The 21772-nt window shown below is 39.5% G+C and carries 16 protein-coding genes; 9 read left to right on the top strand and 7 right to left on the bottom strand.

Annotated elements, in window-relative coordinates; all coding sequences use genetic code 11:
* Positions 1-8 precede the first annotated feature (8 nt).
* Positions 9-716: a YebC/PmpR family DNA-binding transcriptional regulator gene (locus tag BVH02_RS07430; RefSeq protein ID WP_086500775.1), complete on the bottom strand. Its 708-nt coding sequence runs from the start codon at positions 714-716 to the stop codon at positions 9-11.
* 134 nt (positions 717-850) lie between these two features.
* On the opposite strand from BVH02_RS07430, the gene BVH02_RS07425 reads away from it, so the two are divergent.
* The 3 genes from BVH02_RS07425 (at position 851) to nhaA (ending at position 4647) form a co-directional block, all read left to right on the top strand.
* Positions 851-2182 (top strand): NAD(P)/FAD-dependent oxidoreductase, encoded by a 1332-nt coding sequence (locus BVH02_RS07425; RefSeq protein ID WP_086500774.1) that lies wholly within the window; start codon positions 851-853, stop codon positions 2180-2182.
* A gap of 93 nt (positions 2183-2275) precedes the next feature.
* Positions 2276-2698, top strand: a complete 423-nt coding sequence (locus BVH02_RS07420) for a DUF4890 domain-containing protein (RefSeq protein WP_086500773.1) — start codon at positions 2276-2278, stop codon at positions 2696-2698.
* Between the two features lie 623 nt (positions 2699-3321).
* Entirely contained in the window at positions 3322-4647 is a 1326-nt protein-coding gene (gene nhaA, locus BVH02_RS07415) for a Na+/H+ antiporter NhaA (RefSeq protein WP_086500772.1), read from the top strand.
* A gap of 235 nt (positions 4648-4882) precedes the next feature.
* Here nhaA and BVH02_RS07410 read toward each other — a convergent pair whose 3' ends face one another.
* The 5 genes from BVH02_RS07410 to mutY all read right to left on the bottom strand — a co-directional run bounded on the left by BVH02_RS07410 (position 4883) and on the right by mutY (position 14256).
* Complete coding sequence (locus BVH02_RS07410; RefSeq protein WP_086500771.1) at positions 4883-6361, bottom strand: glutamate synthase subunit beta; 1479 nt, start codon at positions 6359-6361, stop codon at positions 4883-4885.
* Position 6362: 1 nt separating this feature from the next.
* Complete coding sequence (gltB, locus tag BVH02_RS07405) at positions 6363-10853, bottom strand: glutamate synthase large subunit (protein WP_086500770.1); 4491 nt, start codon at positions 10851-10853, stop codon at positions 6363-6365.
* Positions 10854-11247: 394 nt separating this feature from the next.
* Positions 11248-12597 carry a gliding motility-associated protein GldE gene (gene gldE / locus BVH02_RS07400; protein WP_086500769.1) on the bottom strand — a complete coding sequence of 450 codons (1350 nt, stop codon included), beginning with the start codon at positions 12595-12597 and terminating at the stop codon, positions 11248-11250.
* A gap of 70 nt (positions 12598-12667) precedes the next feature.
* The gene (locus BVH02_RS07395; RefSeq protein ID WP_086500768.1) at positions 12668-13135 is read right to left on the bottom strand and encodes a single-stranded DNA-binding protein; all 468 of its coding nucleotides are present in this window, start codon (positions 13133-13135) and stop codon (positions 12668-12670) included.
* Between the two features lie 47 nt (positions 13136-13182).
* On the bottom strand, positions 13183-14256 hold the full coding sequence (mutY, locus tag BVH02_RS07390) for an A/G-specific adenine glycosylase (protein ID WP_086500767.1): 1074 nt from the start codon (positions 14254-14256) through the stop codon (positions 13183-13185).
* A 145-nt stretch (positions 14257-14401) separates the two neighbouring features.
* On the opposite strand from mutY, the gene BVH02_RS07385 reads away from it, so the two are divergent.
* From BVH02_RS07385 to BVH02_RS07375, 3 genes are all read left to right on the top strand, one after another.
* Complete coding sequence (locus BVH02_RS07385) at positions 14402-14710, top strand: HU family DNA-binding protein (protein ID WP_086500766.1); 309 nt, start codon at positions 14402-14404, stop codon at positions 14708-14710.
* Positions 14711-14728: 18 nt separating this feature from the next.
* Positions 14729-15556: a tetratricopeptide repeat protein gene (locus BVH02_RS07380; protein WP_086500765.1), complete on the top strand. Its 828-nt coding sequence runs from the start codon at positions 14729-14731 to the stop codon at positions 15554-15556.
* 181 nt (positions 15557-15737) lie between these two features.
* On the top strand, positions 15738-17309 hold the full coding sequence (locus tag BVH02_RS07375) for an Rne/Rng family ribonuclease (protein ID WP_086500764.1): 1572 nt from the start codon (positions 15738-15740) through the stop codon (positions 17307-17309).
* Positions 17310-17425: 116 nt separating this feature from the next.
* Here BVH02_RS07375 and BVH02_RS07370 read toward each other — a convergent pair whose 3' ends face one another.
* Positions 17426-18556 carry a DUF4221 family protein gene (locus tag BVH02_RS07370; RefSeq protein WP_086500763.1) on the bottom strand — a complete coding sequence of 377 codons (1131 nt, stop codon included), beginning with the start codon at positions 18554-18556 and terminating at the stop codon, positions 17426-17428.
* Positions 18557-19068: 512 nt separating this feature from the next.
* Here BVH02_RS07370 and BVH02_RS07365 point away from each other — a divergent pair.
* From BVH02_RS07365 to BVH02_RS07355, 3 genes are all read left to right on the top strand, one after another.
* On the top strand, positions 19069-19647 hold the full coding sequence (locus tag BVH02_RS07365) for a YceI family protein (protein ID WP_086500762.1): 579 nt from the start codon (positions 19069-19071) through the stop codon (positions 19645-19647).
* 16 nt (positions 19648-19663) lie between these two features.
* Entirely contained in the window at positions 19664-20926 is a 1263-nt protein-coding gene (locus BVH02_RS07360) for a hypothetical protein (RefSeq protein ID WP_086500761.1), read from the top strand.
* Between the two features lie 101 nt (positions 20927-21027).
* Positions 21028-21582 carry a YceI family protein gene (locus BVH02_RS07355; RefSeq protein ID WP_143244189.1) on the top strand — a complete coding sequence of 185 codons (555 nt, stop codon included), beginning with the start codon at positions 21028-21030 and terminating at the stop codon, positions 21580-21582.
* The last annotated feature ends 190 nt before the right edge of the window (positions 21583-21772 follow it).

Below are 21772 nucleotides of genomic sequence, written 5' to 3'. Positions count from 1 at the left end.
GCGGATGCCTAGGCCATGTTTGTGAAAATTTGGTTTACGTCTTCATCTTCTTCCATCTTTTCGATCATCTTATGGATAATCTCTTCCTGCTCTTCATCTAGCTCAGTAAGTGTAGTTGGAAAGCGCTGAAAGTCTGCGCTGATCACGTCAATATTTTTCTCTTCAAGTACTTTTTGCATGGTTCCGAAGTCTTCAAATTCGGTATAAACGAAGATTTCACCTTCATTTTCATCAATATCTACTAAACCGAAATCAATTAATTCGAACTCTAATTCTTCTAAGTCAAAGTCAGCTTTAGCAAAGCGGAAAACAGCTTTTCTGTCAAACATAAAAACTACCGACCCGGAGGTGCCTAATGAGCCTCCCGCTTTGGAGAAGTAGCTTCGCACGTTAGCTACGGTTCTATTGATGTTATCAGTAGAGGTTTCTATTACTACCGCAATTCCGTAAGGGCCATATCCTTCATATACTACTTCCTCGTAATCTTTCTCATCCTTATTAGATGCACGTTTTATCGCGGCTTCTATCCTATCCTTAGGCATTTGTGCACCTTTGGCATTCTGGATTATTGTACGCAGCCTGGGATTCGACGCGGGGTCAGGGCCTGCGGATTTTACCGCCATCACGATTTCTTTTCCTAGACGCGTAAAAACTTTGGACATTTTGTCCCAACGCTTGAATTTTCTCTCTTTTCTGAATTCAAAAGCTCTTCCCATGGTTATAAATATTAGGCTGGTAAAATTAGCAATTCTTTTTGTTTAGGCTCGGAAATGGAGAATTACCGTCAAAGTTTATCTAAGAAATCTGCTTACAATAGCTCTTAAATCTAAAGCACTAAAACACTTTTACAATGTCGGAATTTCATTCCCATGCCCTACCAAATATTCCTAAATCAGATTTCCCAAAAGTAGTCATCGTCGGAGCTGGCTTTGGAGGTCTCAAATTGGCAATGAAGCTAATGAAAAAGGAGTTTCAGGTGATTTTACTAGATAAACATAACTATCACCAATTTCAACCTCTCTTTTATCAAGTTGCCACCGCTGGCTTGGAGCCGAGTGCTATTTCCTTTCCGCTTCGCAAAATTTTTCATGGATCAAAAAATGTGACGTACCGTATGGCGGAAGTAGATCATTTTGATCCGAAAATCAAGCGAATTTATACAGATATGGGCTATCTCGATTATTCCTACCTCGTGATGGCTATGGGAGCAGACACCAATTATTTTGGAAATATGACTATAGAGGAAAATTCCTCCCCTATGAAGACGGTGTCTGAGGCACTTTACATACGGAATAAAATAATCTCGAATTACGAGCGAGCAATAAACATTGAGAAAGTTGAGGATCGCAAATCATTGATGAATGTCGTAATTGTGGGTGGAGGTCCTACGGGCGTGGAGTTGGCGGGCGCAATGGCCGATCTTAGGAATTCAGTGCTTCCGAAAGATTATCCGGAACTGAATTTTCAAAACATGAAGATTGTACTCATTGAAGCTGGACCTGAATTACTTAGCTCTATGTCTACTAAGGCTAAGCAAAGTGCGTTAAGATATCTTCAAGATCTGGGTGTTGAGGTTATGCTGAAGACACTAGTGAAAAACTATGATGGTCACGAGGTGATTCTCGCCGATAAAGAACCAATTCAGACAGAGACATTACTGTGGGCTGCAGGAATAAAACCGAACAGGATCGGAGGGCTTGAGGACAATATGTATGCCCCCAATGGGCGGATTTTTGTCGATGATTTTTCGGAAATTAAAGGTTGTCCGGGAGTCTATGCCTTGGGAGATATTAGTTTAATGGTTCAGGAAAAGTATCCGAAAGGCCATCCGCAAGTCGCTCAAGTGGCTATTCAGCAAGCAGTTAAATTGGCTCAGAATTTTCAAAAAATCGCTGAGGGGAAAGTACAAAAAGCTTTTAGATATAAAGACTTAGGATCTATGGCTACTGTAGGAAGAAAGCTAGCAGTGGTTGACTTACCATTTATTAAATTTCAGGGCGTGTTGGCTTGGTTCACCTGGCTTTTTGTTCACTTGATGGCAATTCTGGGCGTGAAAAACAAAGTATTCATATTCCTCGATTGGTCATGGAACTACCTGAGCTTTGACCCAAGCCTCAGATTGCTCATAAAGCCGAAGGCTGTAAGACCAAGTGAAAGGAAGCAACTGACCGAGGAGAGGTAAGTGTTTTAGATTTGTTAACATAAACTTGTTGAAATCGGATTAAACCGATGCATTCCAGCTCCGTCTAATTCATGTAACTAAAAAACGGAAATCATGAAGAAATGGATTTATGCGACAGGCTTGATGATGATGATCAGCGCGAGCACTTTTGCACAGAAAAAAGGAGGAGAAAGACCAAGTGCAGAAGAAATAGCCACTAGAAATACAGAAAAAATGGCAGAGCAATTAGCACTTACAGATACTCAGAAGCAGCAAGTGTTAGACATCAATTTAGAGTTTGCTAAAAAGAATGAGGCTGAAAGAAAAGCTGAAATGGAGGCCCGCAAAGCAGAGATGGAAGCTAGAAAAGCAAAATCTAAGGAGCAAGATAATAAAATTCAATCTGTGTTGACTGAGGAGCAGAGGGCTAAGTGGACTGAACTCAAAGCTGAAAAAATAAATGATCACAGGAAAGGCAGACCAAATGCCCAGATCGAAACAGATCCACGAAAAGGGCGTAAGTCGAGAGAAAATTAATTCTAAAGAAGCCTTCTGCAATTGATGCGGAAGGCTTCTTAAATAGTGGTATTAAATTGTTGATAATAGGTATGCTAAGGTTAACAGTTCAAGCCATATTATTTTTTAAATCGCAGTATTAGAAATAATCTCAAAGAGCTTCACTGCGTTAAATCAATAATTTTAAGATTGTCTATTTCATTCTTTTGTAAGAATATATGAGTTTGGCAATTGGAGATGAGAAGGGATTTACTCCTTTTTTCCTAAATTTACTTTTATAGACTTAAAAAATCCTTAGTGCAGTAATCTGAAAGCAAACCGAGTGTTTTGATTTAAAAGTAATTCAAAGTACGATTTAGGGTCGCTTTACGTGTGTTTTGAAGACGAATAACCACTAATTTTTTTAGGGTAATTTAATCATTGACAATTTTCCCTCATCACTTGGAAAGGTCTTGTATCACATTAATTACAATGCTTTTGTTCGAGAATTCACGAAGTTTGGTAAGCAGCGTACAGGTTAATTACGTCCATAATTAGAAAAGAGTCTTAAGTTCCTACAATGTTCTCTGCACTATTGTCTATGCAGATTAAGGTAAATTGTAGGAATGGATTCTAATATATTTAATAAAGAAATTTAAAAAAGAATGGAATCAAAAAAGCAGTATCCTATCGACAGAGTTACATCTCCTATTCAGAAATTTATACATCAATCAAAATCCGGTGGAATTGTACTGGGAATATGTGTTATTCTTGCTTTGATTTTCGCAAATTCACCTTGGTCGGATCAATATTTTCAATTTTTTCAAAATAAAATAGGGCTACATCTTAATGGAAAACCACTTTTAAATTATAGCATCCTTCATTGGATCAATGATGGATTAATGGCGATTTTCTTTTTCGTTCTCGGATTAGAATTGAAAAGAGAAATTGTCGGTGGAGAACTTTCAAACCCAAGGAAAGCATTATTGCCTATTGGTGCCGCGCTTGGTGGAGTTATCGTTCCAGCACTTATTTACATCGTAATGAATCCGGTTGGAGAAGCAAGTAATGGCTGGGGGATTCCGATGGCTACTGACATTGCATTTGCATTGGGTGTACTTTACCTGCTAGGTGATAAGATTCCATTGTCATTAAAAGTGTTTTTAACTGCTCTGGCAATTGTGGACGATTTGGTAGCAGTGTTGGTAATTGCATTCTTCTACACATCGGACATATCTATGATAAGTCTTTCCATTGGTTTGGGATTTGTGTTCATCATGTATGTTGGTAATAAGATGGGAGTTAGAAACATTTTATTTTATGCCATTCTTGGAATTGTAGGAGTTTGGACAGCTTTCTTACTGTCAGGCGTTCATGCCACGATAGCGGCCGTTCTAGCTGCATTCACTATTCCAGCTGACATGAGAATAGGAGAAAGTGCCTATGTTATTAAGATTCAAAACTTCATGACGAAATTCAAAGCAATTGATCCAAATGATGAAATTCCTCAGTTAACCAGTGATCAATTTCATGCTTTGAATGAAGTACGTGATAATACCAATGAACTGATTCCACCTTTACAGCGCTTGGAGCATTCGATGCATCCATTTGTTAGTTTTCTGATTATTCCAATTTTCGCGTTTGCAAATGCAGGTATTTCCATTGCGATTGATATGGATCAGTTGTTTAGTAACAATGTAGCCTCGGGCGTAGCAATAGGACTTTTGGTAGGAAAAATTATTGGTGTTGTTGGATTTACTTTGTTACTCGTGAAGCTTAAAGTAGCTGCCTTTCCATCTGGTATGAATGTTAAAAACCTGTTTGGGCTAGGGTTTTTAGCTTCTATTGGCTTTACAATGTCCCTATTCATTACATCTCTAGCATTTTCGGACGAAGAATACATGCTTCAAGCCAAAATTGGAATTTTTGCTGCATCCCTTATTGGGGGGATTATAGGATATATGATTTTGAATAGTGAGAAGAAGGAATGATAGAATACAAGTCCTTGCTGGTATCACAGGAGAATAAGTAAGTGAGAAACCTTATCTAAATGAATCAGTCATTAAACTTAAATTGATTAACATAATAGAAAAGTGAGGTTAGCATTCGAATCTTAAATTTGGGGTTAATCGTCCATCGTCTATTGACCTAAACCAAAAAAGCCTTCCTGAGTTACCGGGAAGGCTTTTTGTTACTTATGTTTTGGAATAGAATCAGTACTAGCTCCTACTCATTCTCAGCAATTTCCTCTTCTACTAGGAAGAATGATTCATCTTTACAGGGTAGTGTTGACTCTCCCATCAGGTATTCATCTACTTTTACCGCAGCTTCTCTGCCTTCAGATATCGCCCAAACAACCAAGGATTGGCCTCTGCGCATATCTCCAGCTAGAAAAACTTTTGAATTTGTGCTACTATAATTTTTAGACTTTGGAAGTGTGTTCTCCATAGTTTCTACACCGAATGCCTCAAGCAACCCATTTTGAGCAGGGCCTGTATAGCCAATAGCCAAAAATGCCAAGTCACATGGGACGGTACGTTCGGTGCCTTCAATTTCCTCGAAAACCATACGGCCATCTTTATGTACCCATTCCAGATCCACCAGACTCAATCCGGTCACTTGACCTGCTGCATTCACTGTGAACTCTTTCGTAAGTACAGAGAAAACTCGGTCGGCACCTTCATCATGAGAACTTGAAGTCCTCAGTGTCATAGGCCATTCTGGCCATGGGTTAAGGGTATTTCTAAGCTGAGGTGGCTTTGGTAACAGCTCAAGTTGGGTAATCGAAGCTGCACCATGTCGATTGGAAGTTCCTATACAGTCACTTCCAGTATCTCCACCGCCGATTACAATCACATGCTTGCCCTTTGCTGAGATAGGATTTTCTGTGATCTCACCAGAAACTACTTTATTCTGTTCACCTAGGAATTCCATTGCAAAGTGAACTCCTGTGGCGTCTGAGCCATTGATATTTAATCCTCTTGGCTGCCCAGCACCAGTAGAAAGTACTACCGCATTGAAGTTCTTGAGGATATTTTCAGCTTTGATATTAAATCCAATCTCAGTACCGCAAGAGAAGATTACTCCTTCTTGTTTCATGAATTCGATTCGGCGATCAATAACCCATTTCTCCAATTTGAAATCTGGGATTCCATATCGAAGAAGACCGCCTGGTTTGGAATCTTTTTCGAAGAGGGTGACCTCATGACCTGCTTGATTAAGCTGATCTGCCGCAGCAAGTCCTGCTGGACCAGAACCGATAACGGCTACTGATTTACCAGTCCTTGTTTTTGGAGGATTTGCTTTGATCAAATCTAGTTCATAGGCCTTTTCAGCAATGCTCTTCTCAATCAATTCGATCGTAACAGGATCTTTATTGATTCCTAAAACACAACTTGCCTCGCATGGAGCTGGACAAATCCTCCCCGTAAACTCCGGGAAGTTGTTGGTACTTCTTAATATATTGATCGCTTGCTCCCATTCGTTGTTGTATACCGCTTCGTTGAAATCTGGTATTACATTTCCTAATGGACAGCCATTGTGGCAAAAAGGCACTCCACAATCCATGCAGCGAGCTGCTTGATTGTTTAGCTTTTCTGCTGCAAAAGGCTCATATATTTCCTTGAAGTCGCTGACACGTACTTTTGTTTCGCGACTACTAGGTGTTTCTCTATTAAATTTTAAAAATCCGTCTTTCGCTGCCATCTTACACCAATGATTTTGATTGTTCTAATGCTCTTTTCTCTAAAACTGCCTTGTAATCTCTCGGGATTACTTTAATAAATTTCTCTTTGGATTTATCCCAATCCTCAAGGAATTTAGCTCCTAGGCCAGACTTCGTAAGTTTCACGTGTCTTTTTAGGAATGTTTTGATTGTATTGAAATCCTCATTTTCTAGGATATCTATATCTACCAATTCTGGATTGACTTCAGTTATGTAATCTTTTAGAATGTAGGCGATTCCTCCGCTCATTCCTGCAGCAAAGTTTCTTCCGATTTCTCCAAGATTCACTACCAATCCACCAGTCATATACTCACAGCCGTGATCGCCAATTCCTTCCACTACGGTTTGTACACCGGAGTTTCTAACACAGAAACGTTCACCACCTTTTCCATTGATATATGCTTCGCCAGAAGTCGCGCCATAGAATGCTACGTTACCGATTATGATATTTTCTTCAGGAACGAACTTCGCATTTCTGCTAGGATAGACAATTAATTTTCCACCAGATAGGCCTTTACCAAAGTAATCATTAGCCTCACCTTCCAGTTCGAAGTTTACTCCTTTGGTAAGGAATCCTCCGAAAGTCTGTCCGGCAGATCCAGTGAATTTGAAATTAATCGTATCATCTGGCAATCCTGGACTTCCGTAAATTTTTGAGATCTCATTGGAAAGCATTGCTCCCACAGATCTATCTATATTTTTGATTTGGAAACTGCCTGAGGATGCCAATGCCTGCTCCAATGATGGAAGCGCTGCTTTGATCAACTGACGGTCCAATACTCTCTTCAGCTCAAATTCCTGATCGATTTGCTTGTGAATTCCTACATGATCAGGTACTTCTACTTTATGGAAAATAGGGCTCAAATCGACCTTGTCCCACTTCCAGTGATTCAAATGGCCGGTGGATTGTAGTACGTTGCTTTGTCCTACCATTTCATCTATGGTCCGGAATCCCAATGAAGCCATGATCTCTCGCAGGTCTTGAACTAAGAAGTGGAAGTAATTCACTACGTGATCTGGATCTCCTGTAAATAGCGCTCTCAAGTCTGGATTTTGAGTAGCAATACCCACTGGACAGGTGTTCAAGTGGCATTTTCTCATCATTATACATCCTTCCACTACCAATGCGGCAGTAGAAATTCCCCATTCTTCCGCTCCCAAAAGTGTCGCAATCGCAAGATCACGTCCAGTTCGAAGTTGTCCATCGGTTTGGAGAGTTACTCGGCTACGTAGGTTGTTCTTTACTAGTGTCTGATGTGCTTCAGAAAGCCCAAGCTCCCAAGGCAAACCTGCATGACGAATAGAACTCAATGGAGATGCTCCGGTACCACCGTCAGCTCCTGAGATGAGGATCACATCAGCCATCGCTTTTGCCACACCTGCTGCCACAGTTCCTACACCTGCTTGAGATACAAGTTTTACGTTGATTCTAGCTTTTCTATTTGCATTTTTCAGATCGAAAATTAGCTGTGCCAGATCCTCAATTGAATAAATATCGTGGTGAGGTGGAGGTGAGATAAGCCCAACTCCTGGAGTGGAATGTCTTACTCTGCCTATCCAGTCATCTACTTTATGCCCTGGAAGCTGTCCACCCTCGCCAGGCTTAGCTCCCTGTGCCATTTTTATTTGTAGTTCTGCGGCATTCGTGAGGTAATTACTCGTCACGCCGAATCTACCGGAAGCTACTTGCTTTATTGCTGAGCGCTCCCAATCTCCATTTTCTTTTTTGGCAAATCGTATCTCATCTTCTCCTCCTTCTCCAGAGTTACTTTTAGCTCCTATTCTGTTCATGGCTATCGCCAAAGTAGAATGTGCTTCGTGAGAAATCGAACCAAAGGACATCGCACCAGTAGCAAATCTACGCATGATGGAAGATGCTGGCTCTACTTCATCTATTGGAACTGAGATCCTTTTTTTGAATTCAAATAAGCCTCTCAAAGTCAGCGCGTCTTTACTCTGTTCGTTGATTTTGGATGCAAATCTTTTATACATACCGAAATCATTCAGACGTGTTGACTTCTGAAGTAGGTGGATTGTTTCAGGATTGAAAAGGTGTTTTTCTCCTTTTCTTTTCCACTGGTATACGCCTCCTTGCTCTAGGATAGGTGAATCCGTGGCGTATGCTGCTCTATGACGTATTAAAACCTCTTCGGCCAATTCGTCAAAGGAAATACCAGATATTCTAGAAATTGTACCCTTGAAACATCTATCAATGACCTCAGGACCTAATCCCAGGGCTTCAAAAATCTGAGCACTTTGATAAGACTGAAGTGTGCTGATTCCCATTTTGGAAAGAACTTTTAATAGTCCCTTGCCGATTGCAGATTGATAATTTTCGAATAGGTCATGCTGGTTTGTGGCATTTGGCAACTTGCCCTGCTCAAACAAATCGAGAAGAGACTCCAAGGCCATGTAAGGATTGATAGCCGATGCTCCATAACCAATTGCTGTAGCGAAATGATGTGTTTCACGGATATCTCCGGATTCCAGCACTAAACCTGCACTCGTTCTAATTTTCTTTTTGACTAAGTGATGGTGGACCGCTCCTATCGCTAGTAGTGATGGGATTGGTGCATTTTCTACTGTGCTATTTCGGTCAGAAATAATGATAATATTTTTTCCCTCTGATATCGCTTTTTCTGCTTCATCGCAGATCTTGTCAAGTGCTTCCAGAAGCCTTCCAGGCTTGTGGTCTGCTGTGAAAAGACTTGAGAGCGTAGCGCATCTATACCCTTGCCCTTCCATATTAGTAATCTTTTCCAAGTCTTCATTGAGAAGAACTGGTTGGGAAATATGGATTTGACGCGTATGTTTTGGACTTTCCTCTAGGATATTGTATCCTTGACCTAGTCGGGTGAAAAGTGACATCACTAATCTCTCTCGGATAGGATCAATCGGGGGATTACTTACCTGTGCAAATAGCTGCTTGAAGTAATTAGCGATATGCTGGCTTTCTTTAGAAAGAACGGCCAGTGGAGTATCCGCTCCCATAGAGCCAATTGCTTCATATGCAGTATTTCCCATCGGGCTCAATACTACTTTCAGCTCCTCGGATGTGTATCCAAATATGGTTTGCTGTTTTTTTATTTGCTTGGTAGAATAGGGATGAGTCAGCTTTTTAGGTGCGTCCTCTAGGCGAAGTTTAATTCGCTGATCTGCTACCCATTGCTCATAGGGCTGCTTGCTGCAGATTTCCCCTTTTACTTCTTCATCAAATAATACGCGGCCTTTTTCCAAATCTGCCCATATCATTCGACCTGGGCTAATTCTGCCTTTTTCTATAATCGTAGCTTCTCTAATCGGCAAAGCTCCAGCTTCTGAAGAAAGAATAAGTCGCTTATCCTGCGTGATAAAATACCTCAGTGGTCTAAGACCGTTCCTATCCAGAGTAGCACCTACAGATTTCCCATCTGTAAATAACAAAGCAGCAGGGCCATCCCATGGCTCCACGAGCGATGCGTGGAATTTATAGAAAGACTTTCTATCCCGATCCATCACTTCATTATCCTGCCAAGCCTCTGGCACGAGCATCATCATGGCGTGAGGAAGAGATCTTCCGCTCAGAGTCAATAACTCTACCATCGCATCAAGATTCGCTGAATCCGACTTATACTTATCGGTGATAGGCATCAATCGGGAAAGCTCCTCATCTGTGAAATACTTAGATTTCATGAGGTTTTCCTTCGACTTCATTTTATTCAGATTTCCTTTTATCGTGTTTATCTCACCATTATGGGAAAGAAAACGGAAAGGCTGAGCTAATCTCCAGTTAGGAAATGTATTGGTAGAGAATCGGGAGTGAACTATGGCAAATGCAGACTCAATTTTCGAATTCTGAAGGTCTTTGTAAAAAGCTAAAACCTGATCAGTTCGCAACTGTCCTTTATAAATAAGTGTCTGGCTGCTCAAACTTGCAAAATAGAAGGACTGATTCACACCCGGAATTTTCGTATTGATTTCCGAAGTTGAGTAGTTTCTAAGTACATAGAGCTTACGCTCCAGTTCAATTCCCGTGAGTCCTTTTTTGTGCTTGACAAAGAGTTGCTCAATATTGGGCATCACCTCTAATGCTCCAGAGCCAGGCACTGTTTCATCCACTGGTACTGATCTATAGCCGATCAATTCAAAGTCAAGTTCTTCAATCAGCTGATTGAGAAGCTCTCTTGAGCGTTGAAATAATTGCTTATTCTTTGGGAAAAAGGTCATTCCTACACCATAGGATCCAGCTTCAGGAAGCTCGATTTCTGTGCGTGCCGTTATGTCCTTTAGAAATTGATGCGGTACCTGAATTAATACGCCAGCTCCATCGCCAGTCTTAGGATCAGATCCACGACCACCACGGTGCTCCATATTACTTAGCATATATAAGGCATCACTAATCGTCTCGTGAGATGGAACTGCACTCAGATCGACAACTGCACCTATACCGCAGGAGTCATGTTCGAACTCCGATCGATACAATCCTTCTTGCATTTTTATAGAATTTATTAGGTTCAAATTTTCCAAAAATTACAGAAAAATTTTGTCCTATTAAAATTTCGGCAACAAAACAGCTACTTTAATGCCTTATTTTTTATGAAATTTGACTTTTTTATAATTTTGGCAATAGCCATTTTGGTGTGAAAAATATAACTGCCCCTTAAAAATTATAGCAGTATCTGAAGAAATAGGGTGTTTTTCTAGGTAAAACTTAAAAAAAATCTGTGGTTTTTGTAATTTTCGGATTAGGGAAAATTATTTTTAAAAAAAAATTATTTTTTTTCGTGAATTCTAGTCATTCCTCTTTTATATGTTACTTAAAATCTAAGGAGAAGAATATTATTCTGAAAATTACTAAAAATTAAATAGAAAATAATTCTACTTAGTTTCAATCCGTATGAGGACCTAGCGCATCCTTATCCAAAGAGTATATGTGAACTTTAACTTTTTTGATCCTACGAGCGTCCACAGCTAGAATAGTAAATACGAAATCTTGAAACATAATTTTTGTGCCGTTCTTAGGAAATTTGGTATTGAGCTCTAGTAGCAGGCCTCCTAGAGATTCGCTTTCTCCTTTCACATCTTCAAATAACTGAGAGTCTAATTCTAGCTTTTTGCAGAAATCATTCAAAGAGACTTTACCTTCAAAAATAAATGTGGAGGGATCAATTTCCTGAAAGAAAATATCATCGTGATCATCAAACTCGTCGTTGATCTCGCCGATGATCTCTTCGATTAAATCCTCCAATGTGACCAATCCTGAAGTACCTCCGTACTCATCCACTACGATCGCCATGTGTACGCGTTTTAGCTGGAAGTCTTTTAATAAGGTGTCTACTTTTTTGTTTTCAGGGACAAAAAAACTTTTTCGGATTAATTCATTCCATGCGAAATCTTCATCCCGCTCTATGAATGGTAGAAGATCTTTAATATACAATATGCCTTGAATGCTGTCAATAGTCTCTGCATATACAGGAATTCTGGAGTAGCCACTTTTATTGATTTTATCCATCAACTCGTGAAAATCCATTTCCATATCTATCGCAGTGATATCCATACGACTTTGCATGACTTGCTTCACAGTAAGAGTTCCGAAGTTTACGATACCCCGAAGAATCTCGCGTTCTTCATTTGGAGCGTCTTCAGTACTTAAATCCAAGGCTTGATTAAGCTCATTTACAGAAAGAGAGTATCCTTTCTTTTCTATACGCTTTTCTAGAAGATTACTGAAAGCCATTAAGAATAGTGAGAAAGGTTTTAGTAATGTGCTGAAAAAAGTGATAGTAGGTGCCATGATAAGGCTGAATTCGACTTTTGCTTTGTTGGCGTAGACTTTTGGTACAATTTCTCCAAAGAATACAATGGCAAAAGTAATTCCTATCGTCTGAACTAAGATTATAACAATTCCAGTGGCATTTGCTCCAAAAATTGACCAGGCCACAAACGTAGTAAGTGTGACTATTCCAATATTGATTAGGTTATTCAATATGAGGATGGTGCTGAGAAGTTTTTTTGGCGACTCAACGAGGCCTAAAACTTTTTTGCCGCGGGGTGTATTCTCCTCTTCGATTCTCCCTAGGTCTTCATTTGATAGGGAAAAAAATGCAACTTCTGAACCAGAAACTAGTGCAGAGCCTAACAATAATAATATAAAAAGCAATCCATTTAAAATCAGATAGCTTACCGAGGGTGAGCTAATTTGAGCGAGTAAATGGTAACTCGGATAGGGATCGTCCATGTATTAAACCGCAAAGGTTATCGCAAAATTAAAAAATTCCCCTGAAAGTACCTTCCAGGGGAATGGATTATTAAAATGGAAGATCATCATCTTCTGCATCTGTTACCATTTCTTGTGCTTTTGGCGCTGCGGTAGGTGCTGCTGAGGCTGGCTTTTGTTGAGTAGCTTGCGGTGTAGCACTTGGACTTCCGCTTGTTGCTCCATCAGGTTTGCCGCCCAGCATGGTGAAACTCAACACTCTGATCTTAGTACGGTAGCGATTTTGACCTTGCTCATCTTGCCATTTATCAGTTTTGAGTTTACCTTCTACATAGATCTGGCTGCCTTTCTTTAGGTACTGTTCTGCGATTTTGGCTTGCGCTCCCCACATTTCTAAGTCATGCCATTCCGTTTGCTCTACGCGTTCGCCATTTCGATTTTTATATGCTTCAGTAGTAGCAATGCTGAAATTGGCCACAGCATTGTCACCTTCCAAATACTTAATCTCTGGATCTGATCCAAGATTTCCCACTAAGATTACTTTATTTACTCCTGCCATAGTTTTGTTTGTTTAAAGTTTGAAAAAATCCGACAACTTGAAGGTACTCAAATCCCTTGATCGTTCAAAAAGTTCACAATCAACTTTGGCTTTGCCAAATATTCAATTTTGTCTTCTGCCACCAACATAAAGCCTTCATTTTCGCACCATTCCTCAAGTTTATCCAAATTTTCCTCATTTATTTCAACCTCTGAGAATACAGCATTTAATCGTTGGTGCGACAGAATATGTCGGTATTTCTTGGGATGTGCATGAATACGTTCTGGATTTTTAAGTGGGATATGAAGCGATTGGCTTGTTTGGTCAGCAAGAGTTTCGATTTGAGGAAAATCAAATAAGCCTTCCCAGATATCACCAGCAGTTCTTCTTTTCCACACCGACTTCTCTCCACACTTAATTACATAATAGTGGAAATGTCGCTCTCTAATTTTCACCTTATTGATTTTAAGTGGTAGATCCGAAACCATAGTATGTGTCAAAGCAAAACAAGATTTGTTCAAAGGGCAAAATTCACATCCTGGATTTTTGGGAGTGCATAATCGGGCACCAAAATCCATCATTGCTTGGTTAAACTCTCCGGGTTGGTCAGGAGGGATGATTTGATTTGCTAAGGATTCGAATTCCTTCTTTGCTTTAGAACTAGCAATATCGGTTTCAATGCCAAAGTATCGGGCTAGTACGCGAAACACATTTCCATCTACCACCGCTTTTACTTCACCGTAGGCGAAACTTGCAATTGCCGACGCGGTATAGCTACCTACTCCTTTTAATTTGAGTAGTTCATCATAGGTTTTAGGAAATTCTCCGTTCATTTCGAACCAGATACTTTTTGCGCAAGCATGCAGATTTCTAGCTCGGCTATAATAGCCCAAACCTTGCCAAAGCCGTAGAACTTCTTCTTCTGTAGCCAAAGCGAGATCTTTTACCGTAGGGTAAGTCTCTACAAAAGCATAATAATAAGGTAAGCCTTGGGCGACGCGAGTCTGCTGAAGAATGATTTCTGAGAGCCAAATTTTGTATGGATCAAGCGTTCCTCTCCAAGGTAATTCTCTTGGATTTTCTTTGTACCAAGTTATTATTTGATGCGAAAATGCCTGATATTCAGTGGTTTTGAGCTCCATAGTCAATTTAAATCTATCATACAAATCACGCTAATTTTTATGAATAAGTTTTTTAATTACAATGGTTGTCTTACATTTGCAGTCCCAAAAACACTTGGTTAATAGGTTGTTAAGCTTATTTCGTAATTTCTAAATTAATATTACAGTGACAAAAGCAGAAGTAATCACTAAGATTTCGGACAAAACAGGCATCCAAAAGGATGATGTTACACAAGCCATTGAGGCATTCTTCAAAGTAGTGAAGGATTCCATGGCAGACGGAGACAATATCTACGTGAGAGGATTTGGTAGCTTCATCAATAAGAAGAGAGCTAAAAAAATCGCCCGAAACATCTCCAAAAACACAGCTATCGTTATCGACGAGCACTATATTCCGGCCTTCAAGCCGTCTAAGGTGTTTGTAGAGAAGATCAAAAACAGTAAAAAAATCAAGGAACTAGCTCATCAAGACTAATCCTGAAGAGTTTTTGAAATGAAAAGATCTCAACTCATTCTTATTGTACTAGGGTTAATTACAGTCGTAGGATTGTATGTCCTTCCTACTGTGGTGGTGGATAATGAAAGTAAGGCGGATACAGTTTCTCAGGAAAATGAATCTAGCTCCGTTTCTTCCACAGACGCAATAGCGATGCATGATGCTGAGTTAAGTCCTGATCAAAGGCTGCAGATAAATACACTGAAGCTTCAGATCGCTGAGAATTCTTCAAAAGAAGAAGTAAAATCTTCCACGGAAGAAATTTCTGCGATCTATCAAGAACTTGGGAAGTACGATAGTGCAGGATATTATCTAAGTTTGGCAGCTGATCAGCAGTCAGACATGGAGCTAGCAGAGCAGGCAGGAAAAGCTTATTATGAAGCATTCAGTTTTGCGCTAGATCCGGAGAAAGTATCTAATACTGCCGAACAGACCCGAAAGTATTTAAACCTGGTGTTGGATAAAGATCCCACCCGATTGGATTTGAAAACCAAAATAGCGATGACTTATGTTTCTTCGCCCAACCCTATGCAGGGAATCACTATGCTACGAGAAGTCTTGGAGCAGGATCCTCAGAATCAGGATGGGCTATTTAACATGGGGCTGCTATCTATGCAATCAGGCCAGTACAAACGTGCCGCTGAGCGATTCGAGGAATTGATTAAATATCATCCGAATAATTTTCAGGGGCAGTTTTATCTAGCTATTAGCTATTTCGAAGCCAAACAAAACAACAAAGCGAAAGCCCAGTTTGAGAAAGTGAAATTGATGACCGAAGATGAAATCGTCCTAGAAAGCATCGAAAGCTATCTCAACAAGCTATAATTTATTTGTATCACTACTAAATCCAAAGACTATGCCTTGCGGAAAGAAAAGAAAAAGACATAAGATCGCTACGCACAAGCGTAAGAAGAGACTAAGAAAAAACAGACATAAGAAGAAGTAATACACTTCTTCTTATTGTCATTTGAGTACACGTTCATTTACATAATAATAAGACGAAATTTTGAGTACGGAATTGTTAATCGATTCTGCTCAAAACGGAAGTCGAATTGCCCTCCTTCAAGATAAAAGTCTGGTTGAGTTGCATTCCGAAGGAATGGACAATCAGTTCAAAGTTGGAGATATTTATCTCGGTACGGTCCGCAAAATCGTCAATGGGCTCAATGCAGCTTTCATTGACGTAGGTTATGAGAAAGACGCCTTTCTTCATTACCAGGACCTCGGGGCAAATTTCAACAGCCTGACGAAGTTCACCAAAATGGTGCGCAACAATAACTACGGCAATTATAATTTGAAGGGTTTTGAGAACGAATCTGAAATCGACAAGATTGGAAAAATCTCCAATCCGCTGGCGAAAAACCAGCAAATACTGGTTCAGGTCGTTAAAGAACCCATCTCTACGAAGGGGCCTCGACTATCCTGTGAGCTCTCTCTGCCAGGTCGCTACCTCGTATTGGTTCCTTTTTCGGATTCGGTCAACGTATCCAAGAAAATCAGAAGCAACGAGGAAAGAAAACGTCTCTTGAGACTCATCAATTCTATCAAACCAGCCAATTTCGGAGTAATTATCCGTACAGTGGCAGAAGGTCAGTCCGTTAGTGACTTAGATAAAGACCTTCGCAATCTTCTCAGCAGTTGGGAAGAAGGCATGGGGAAATTGATGAAAGCCAAGAGTCGCGACAAAATTATCGGAGAGATGAGTATGGCTTCCTCACTTGTGAGAGACCTGCTCAACGAATCATTCGACGCAATCACCGTAGAAGAAGAATCTACTTACGATCAGATCAGATCCTACATCAGGACAATAGCTCCTGAAAAAGAAAAAATTGTCAAGCTTCACAACGGTAAAGCTAAGCTATTTGAAAGTTTTGGAATAGAAAAGCAGATCAAAAGCCTATTTGGACAGACGGTCAGCCTTCCGCAAGGAGGGTATGTGATCATCGAGCATACAGAAGCCCTGCACGTCATTGACGTGAACAGTGGTAATAAGTCCAATCAGGAAAGTGACCAGGAATCAACGGCTTTAAAAACCAATCTGGTTGCTGCTAAAGAAATTGGTAGACAGCTCCGCCTCCGAGATATGGGAGGAATCATCGTGGTCGATTTTATCGACATGAAAAAGGCAGAGAATAAAAAAGCCATATTCGAAGCGATGAATCACGAGCTTAAATTTGACAGATCGAAGCATACTGTCTTGCCCCTGAGCAAATTTGGGCTCATGCAGATCACTAGACAGCGAGTAAGGCCTGAGGTCAATATCGTGACCAAAGAAACTTGCCCTTCATGCAACGGCACCGGCAAAATCCAGGCTTCTATCCTGGTAGCCGACAAGCTGGAAAAAGATCTGGATCACATGGCTACTATCCAGAATTTGAGTAAAATACAAATTGGGCTGCATCCCTACCTGCACGCATACTTCACTACAGGCGTATTTAGCCGAAGAGTTAAGTGGTTTTTCAAGTATAATAAGTGGGTAAAACTGATCAAAGATTCTTCTCTACCCGTGACGGAATACAGATTCTTAGATGAATCTGGAGAAGAAATCGAACTACTAGTAAAAAGCGAGACTGAATAGTCTCGCTTTTTTTTGTGCTTTATAAAAGGTTTTTAACCGCAAAGCTCACAAAGTTTACTTATAGTTGCAGCGTTTTATTTGACTTGTGAATTTGCCTAGATTTTTGATTATACTTCCTATTTGGTTTCGGTCTTCGCATTATTAATTTTCGAGAAATCAATTACTGCATATGCCACGATATCATCTGTTGTTTTGGTATAAAGGCTTAAGGCATAACCTTTTGGTGTATTAAACCCAAACTTGGCAAGTTCATCAATATTGAATTTTATTTCAGCTTCAGGATTAAACTCTTGATCAAAAACTAAAAGGCGGTATTCCTGTCTGTCTGGGTAATCTTTATTGGGTCCCTTTAATCTAACCCAGCGAATGATTTTTTTAGCATAGGTGTCTAAATCTAATCCTTCATATTTGCTGCTTTCATGATTTGGTTGGAATACCGTGTATTGTCCACTCGGAATAGTTTCTCCTTTTTTGAATTCAAGCGGACTTGTTGTTCCTGCCCATTTCCAACTTTGCTTTCCATTTTTCACGATAGCTATCGAATCTGAGATAGAAAAACCTATAAGATGTTCATTTGATTTTGGGTTGAAGACATGGCTAAATAACCCCAACTGATCATCCTGGGTATATTCTGTGATAGATTGAGGGTAAAGAAAATGGTAATTAGAAAAACTATCCGTTTCAGTATTGAACACCATTCCCCACTTGTCGTAGTTTTCAAAACCATCCTGGAAAACAAATGGGATATCAACAAAATACAGCTCATTTCCTGATTTTTGTAGATTATTGTACAAATAGCTTGAGTAGTTCGCATACTTCCTTTCGCTAGTTACGGCTGGTAAATCCCATCTCTCCAGTACATTTCCATTCAAATCTGATTGAATCAATTCCTTCTGCTGGGAAAGAAAGTAAATGCTATTCTTATCTATGAAATTTCCGGTAATGAAGGAGCCAATGCCATCTGGGCCTTCTTTTTCGAAAGTTTGTCTTTTTAGCAATTTTCCTTCTGGATAGCTATAGACTAATAATTGATGGTTTAAATAAGTAGCTAATATTTTTCCGGAATCAGTTTCGTAAAATGAAAAGTGTGAGCCTAGATTTTTGGTCAGCGTATCCTTCTCCAAATACAAGGTATCCACGATCAAATCCTTTAGATCAAGAATAGGGATTTGTTCTGTAGTCTTAGTAGAACATGAAAAGCCTAGAAAACATATGGCTAAAAAATTAAGTTGAGTAAATTTTCTCATGAAATTGAAATGAATGGGTTTTGTAAATTAAGTATTTCGCTACAAAAAAAACTTACCTTTTTATAAATTCAATTTGCTTCTGCCCTGCCTAATGTATTACGTGGCATGTAACTCCACCTCCAACGAATAGTCTGCTGTCATTACCGACAGTGTTCGTACCAGGAAGGGTATGGAAAGCTTCCATAATTTTTCCTAGTGTCAATGAATAAAATAAAACTTACTGAAATTTAGGAATTAGTAACTGAAGTGTAAAAAAGGAGAGATATCGAATAACGCAGATCAAGTTTAGGTGTTTGCGTAGAAATCATCTCTTTAAATCCAATTAGGAGGCGGCTGAGATGTAAAGCAGTTCTCAATTAATTTTTGCTGAAACAAATCATTAAAGTTAAAACTAATTGATTTGATTTTTGATGACATAAATCACTTTTTCATAAAAGAGTTCTCAGTATTCCTGCTTGCTTCCCCAGTTACCTTTGCCTCAGGAAACGGAGTAAAACTAAACCAATAATACTATGAAAAGGGATCTATTCTCCCACTGTCTCATCGCAGCTTTGGTGCTGCTTATGTGGACTCCAAGCGTTGGTCAGCAATCGTACTTTCTAGCTGGAAATCAACAATTCACAGTATCTGGAACTTCTTCGATACATGACTGGGATATGAACGCCAAAGATGATATTAATGGAACAGCTCAGCTAACGATAGAAAGTGGCAAACTCACCAAAATTCAGAGTTTGTCAATTGATCTGCCAGTGAAGAGCCTCAAGAGTGGTAAAGGATCAATGGATAATAATGCGTACGAAGCACTCACGGTAAAAAAATATCCTTCGATAAAATTTGAGATGACCGAACTCACTTCCATTTCAGGAAATGTTGTCAAAGTGAAAGGTAAAGTAACGATTGCTGGAACGACGAAAATTATTCCTCTTGAAGTGATTTACTCCCTGAATGGCAGTACGATTAAATTCAAAGGAACGCAGGATATTCTTTTCAGTGATTTTAATGTAAAGCCTCCTACAGCGGTCTTCGGAACAATAAAAACGGGTAATGAGCTCACACTAGCCTTTGAAGCTAGTTTCTCACCAAAAAATTAACTTAAACTAAACCATCATGAAATTATCAACTTTCACCTTGTTGTCCTGCGCAATGCTGACATCGGGTATAGTCCTGGCTCAAGAAAAAACAGAACTTCAATATTTCCGTCAAAACAGTAAGGAAGGTTTGAATGTTTTTGAAACTCCTAAAGAAAAAGGTGGCGACTTTGACAAGGTACGTGTATTTATAGGAGGTGATTTTGCATTACAATTTCAGTCTATTGATCATTCCAATGGATTAAATAATTTGGTCCAGCTTGGTTCAAATTTTAATCTACCATCAGCAAACCTCAACATCAATACCCAGCTAGCGGATGGTTTAAGATTGCACTTGAAAACCTACCTTTCTTCCAAGCATCACAATGAAGCATGGGTAAAAGGAGGGTACCTCCAAATAGATCGACTTGGCTTTATCAAAGAAGGCTTTATGGATGGAATTATGGATTTCACCACGATAACATTCGGTATGGACGAGTTTAATTACGGTGATGCCCATTTCCGTAGATCCGACAACGCCCGAGCAATCTATAATCCCTTTATCGGCAATTACATAATGGATTCATTTTCCACTGAAGCATTTGGAGAAGTGACAGTTCAGAAAGATGGATTGCTTGCAGTAGTTGGTCTTACTAATGGCAAGCTGAACCAAAATGTAATAGTGAATGACAATACTGATAACAAGCCATCCTTTTACGGAAAATTAGGAGTGGATAAATACCTTAATGAAGATTTCAGATTTAGGCTTACAGGATCATGGTACCTGAATAATGGCACTACGACTGGAAGTTGGTTGTATGGGGGAGATAGAGCTGGAGGACGTTACTACAATGTTTTGCAGCCGTTAGAAGGTTCTTCAAATGATTTTGAAGGCAGATTTAATCCTCGCTTCAAGCAAATGACTGCATTCCAAATTAATCCATTTCTAAAATATAAAGGCCTAGAATTCTTTGGAATCTTTGAGTCAGTTGGTAACTCTGAAGATCAAGGTAATGGTCAGTTTACCCAGCTTTCAGGAGAGCTTCTGTATCGTTTCGGAGGAACAGAGCAATTCTATGTTGGTGGCAGATACAATACTGTCAAAGGAAAAAACAATGAGTCAGATGCTCAGGATATAGAAATCAGCCGCGTAAATGTAGGTGGCGGATGGTTTATGACTAAGAATGTGATTGTAAAGCTTGAGTACATGAAGCAGGAATACAAGAATGGATTTGCTGCAACTTCTGTTTACAATGAAGCTAAGTTCAATGGTGTAAACCTAGAAGCAGCTATTAGCTTCTAAATTTACCACAACAGCCTAGTCGGTAATCTCATAGATCCGACTAGGCTTTTATATTTAAGAAGATGAAGATTTTGCTTGTTCTTGTATTTACATTTTTCTCTATGCTTAACCCCAAAACTGAAGTCGCAGAAATAAAAACCTGGAGAATAGATTCTGCAAGTGTCATCGAGATTGCTGGCAGCACAAACATTTCCACTTTTCGATGTGAAGCCACTAAATATCAAGGTGGTGGACTTCTGAAAGAAACCGTTTATCCTGAACGAAATGTATCAGAATGGAATGGAGTCATTATTTTACATACAGCCCACTTTGACTGCTTCAATTCAATCATGACGAAAGACTTCAGAGAGACACTTCAGTTCGAGGATCATCCTACAATCAGTGTGCGGTTTATCAACTTGGTCAAAGAATCTGAAACTATAAATCAGCAAAATTTACGCGGAGAAGTGGAAATCACTTTAGCCGGTGTATCTAAAATCTACCCGATTTCATGCGCATTTCTTGCTAAAAATGGCAAGAAGGCATTTTTAACAGGCGAGAGAAAATTGACTTTTACAGATTTCAAGTTGGATCCTCCAGTGAAGTTCTTAGGAACAATTAAAGTGAAGGACTCAATTAAAGTTAATTTTGCATTGGTGTTGGAAGAGCAGAGTTAGCGAAGTTTCTACTACTCCTTTCTCACTGGTATCACTTCCCAATTCCGATCGAATTAGGGAAATTTATAATGTAGTGTCGGAAGTAGCCTACAGGTAATTATTGAGCTAGTTGATGTAAAAAACAACAGACTTTTTATTCGACTTAGCAGACTAACATTCCATTATGTAAATACTTATTTTTTGAGTTGCG

The organism is Algoriphagus ratkowskyi (genome assembly GCF_002150505.1).
Lineage (GTDB): Bacteria > Bacteroidota > Bacteroidia > Cytophagales > Cyclobacteriaceae > Algoriphagus > Algoriphagus ratkowskyi.
Note: the sequence above shows the minus strand (reverse complement) of the source record. Positions and strands in the feature narration are given on the sequence as shown.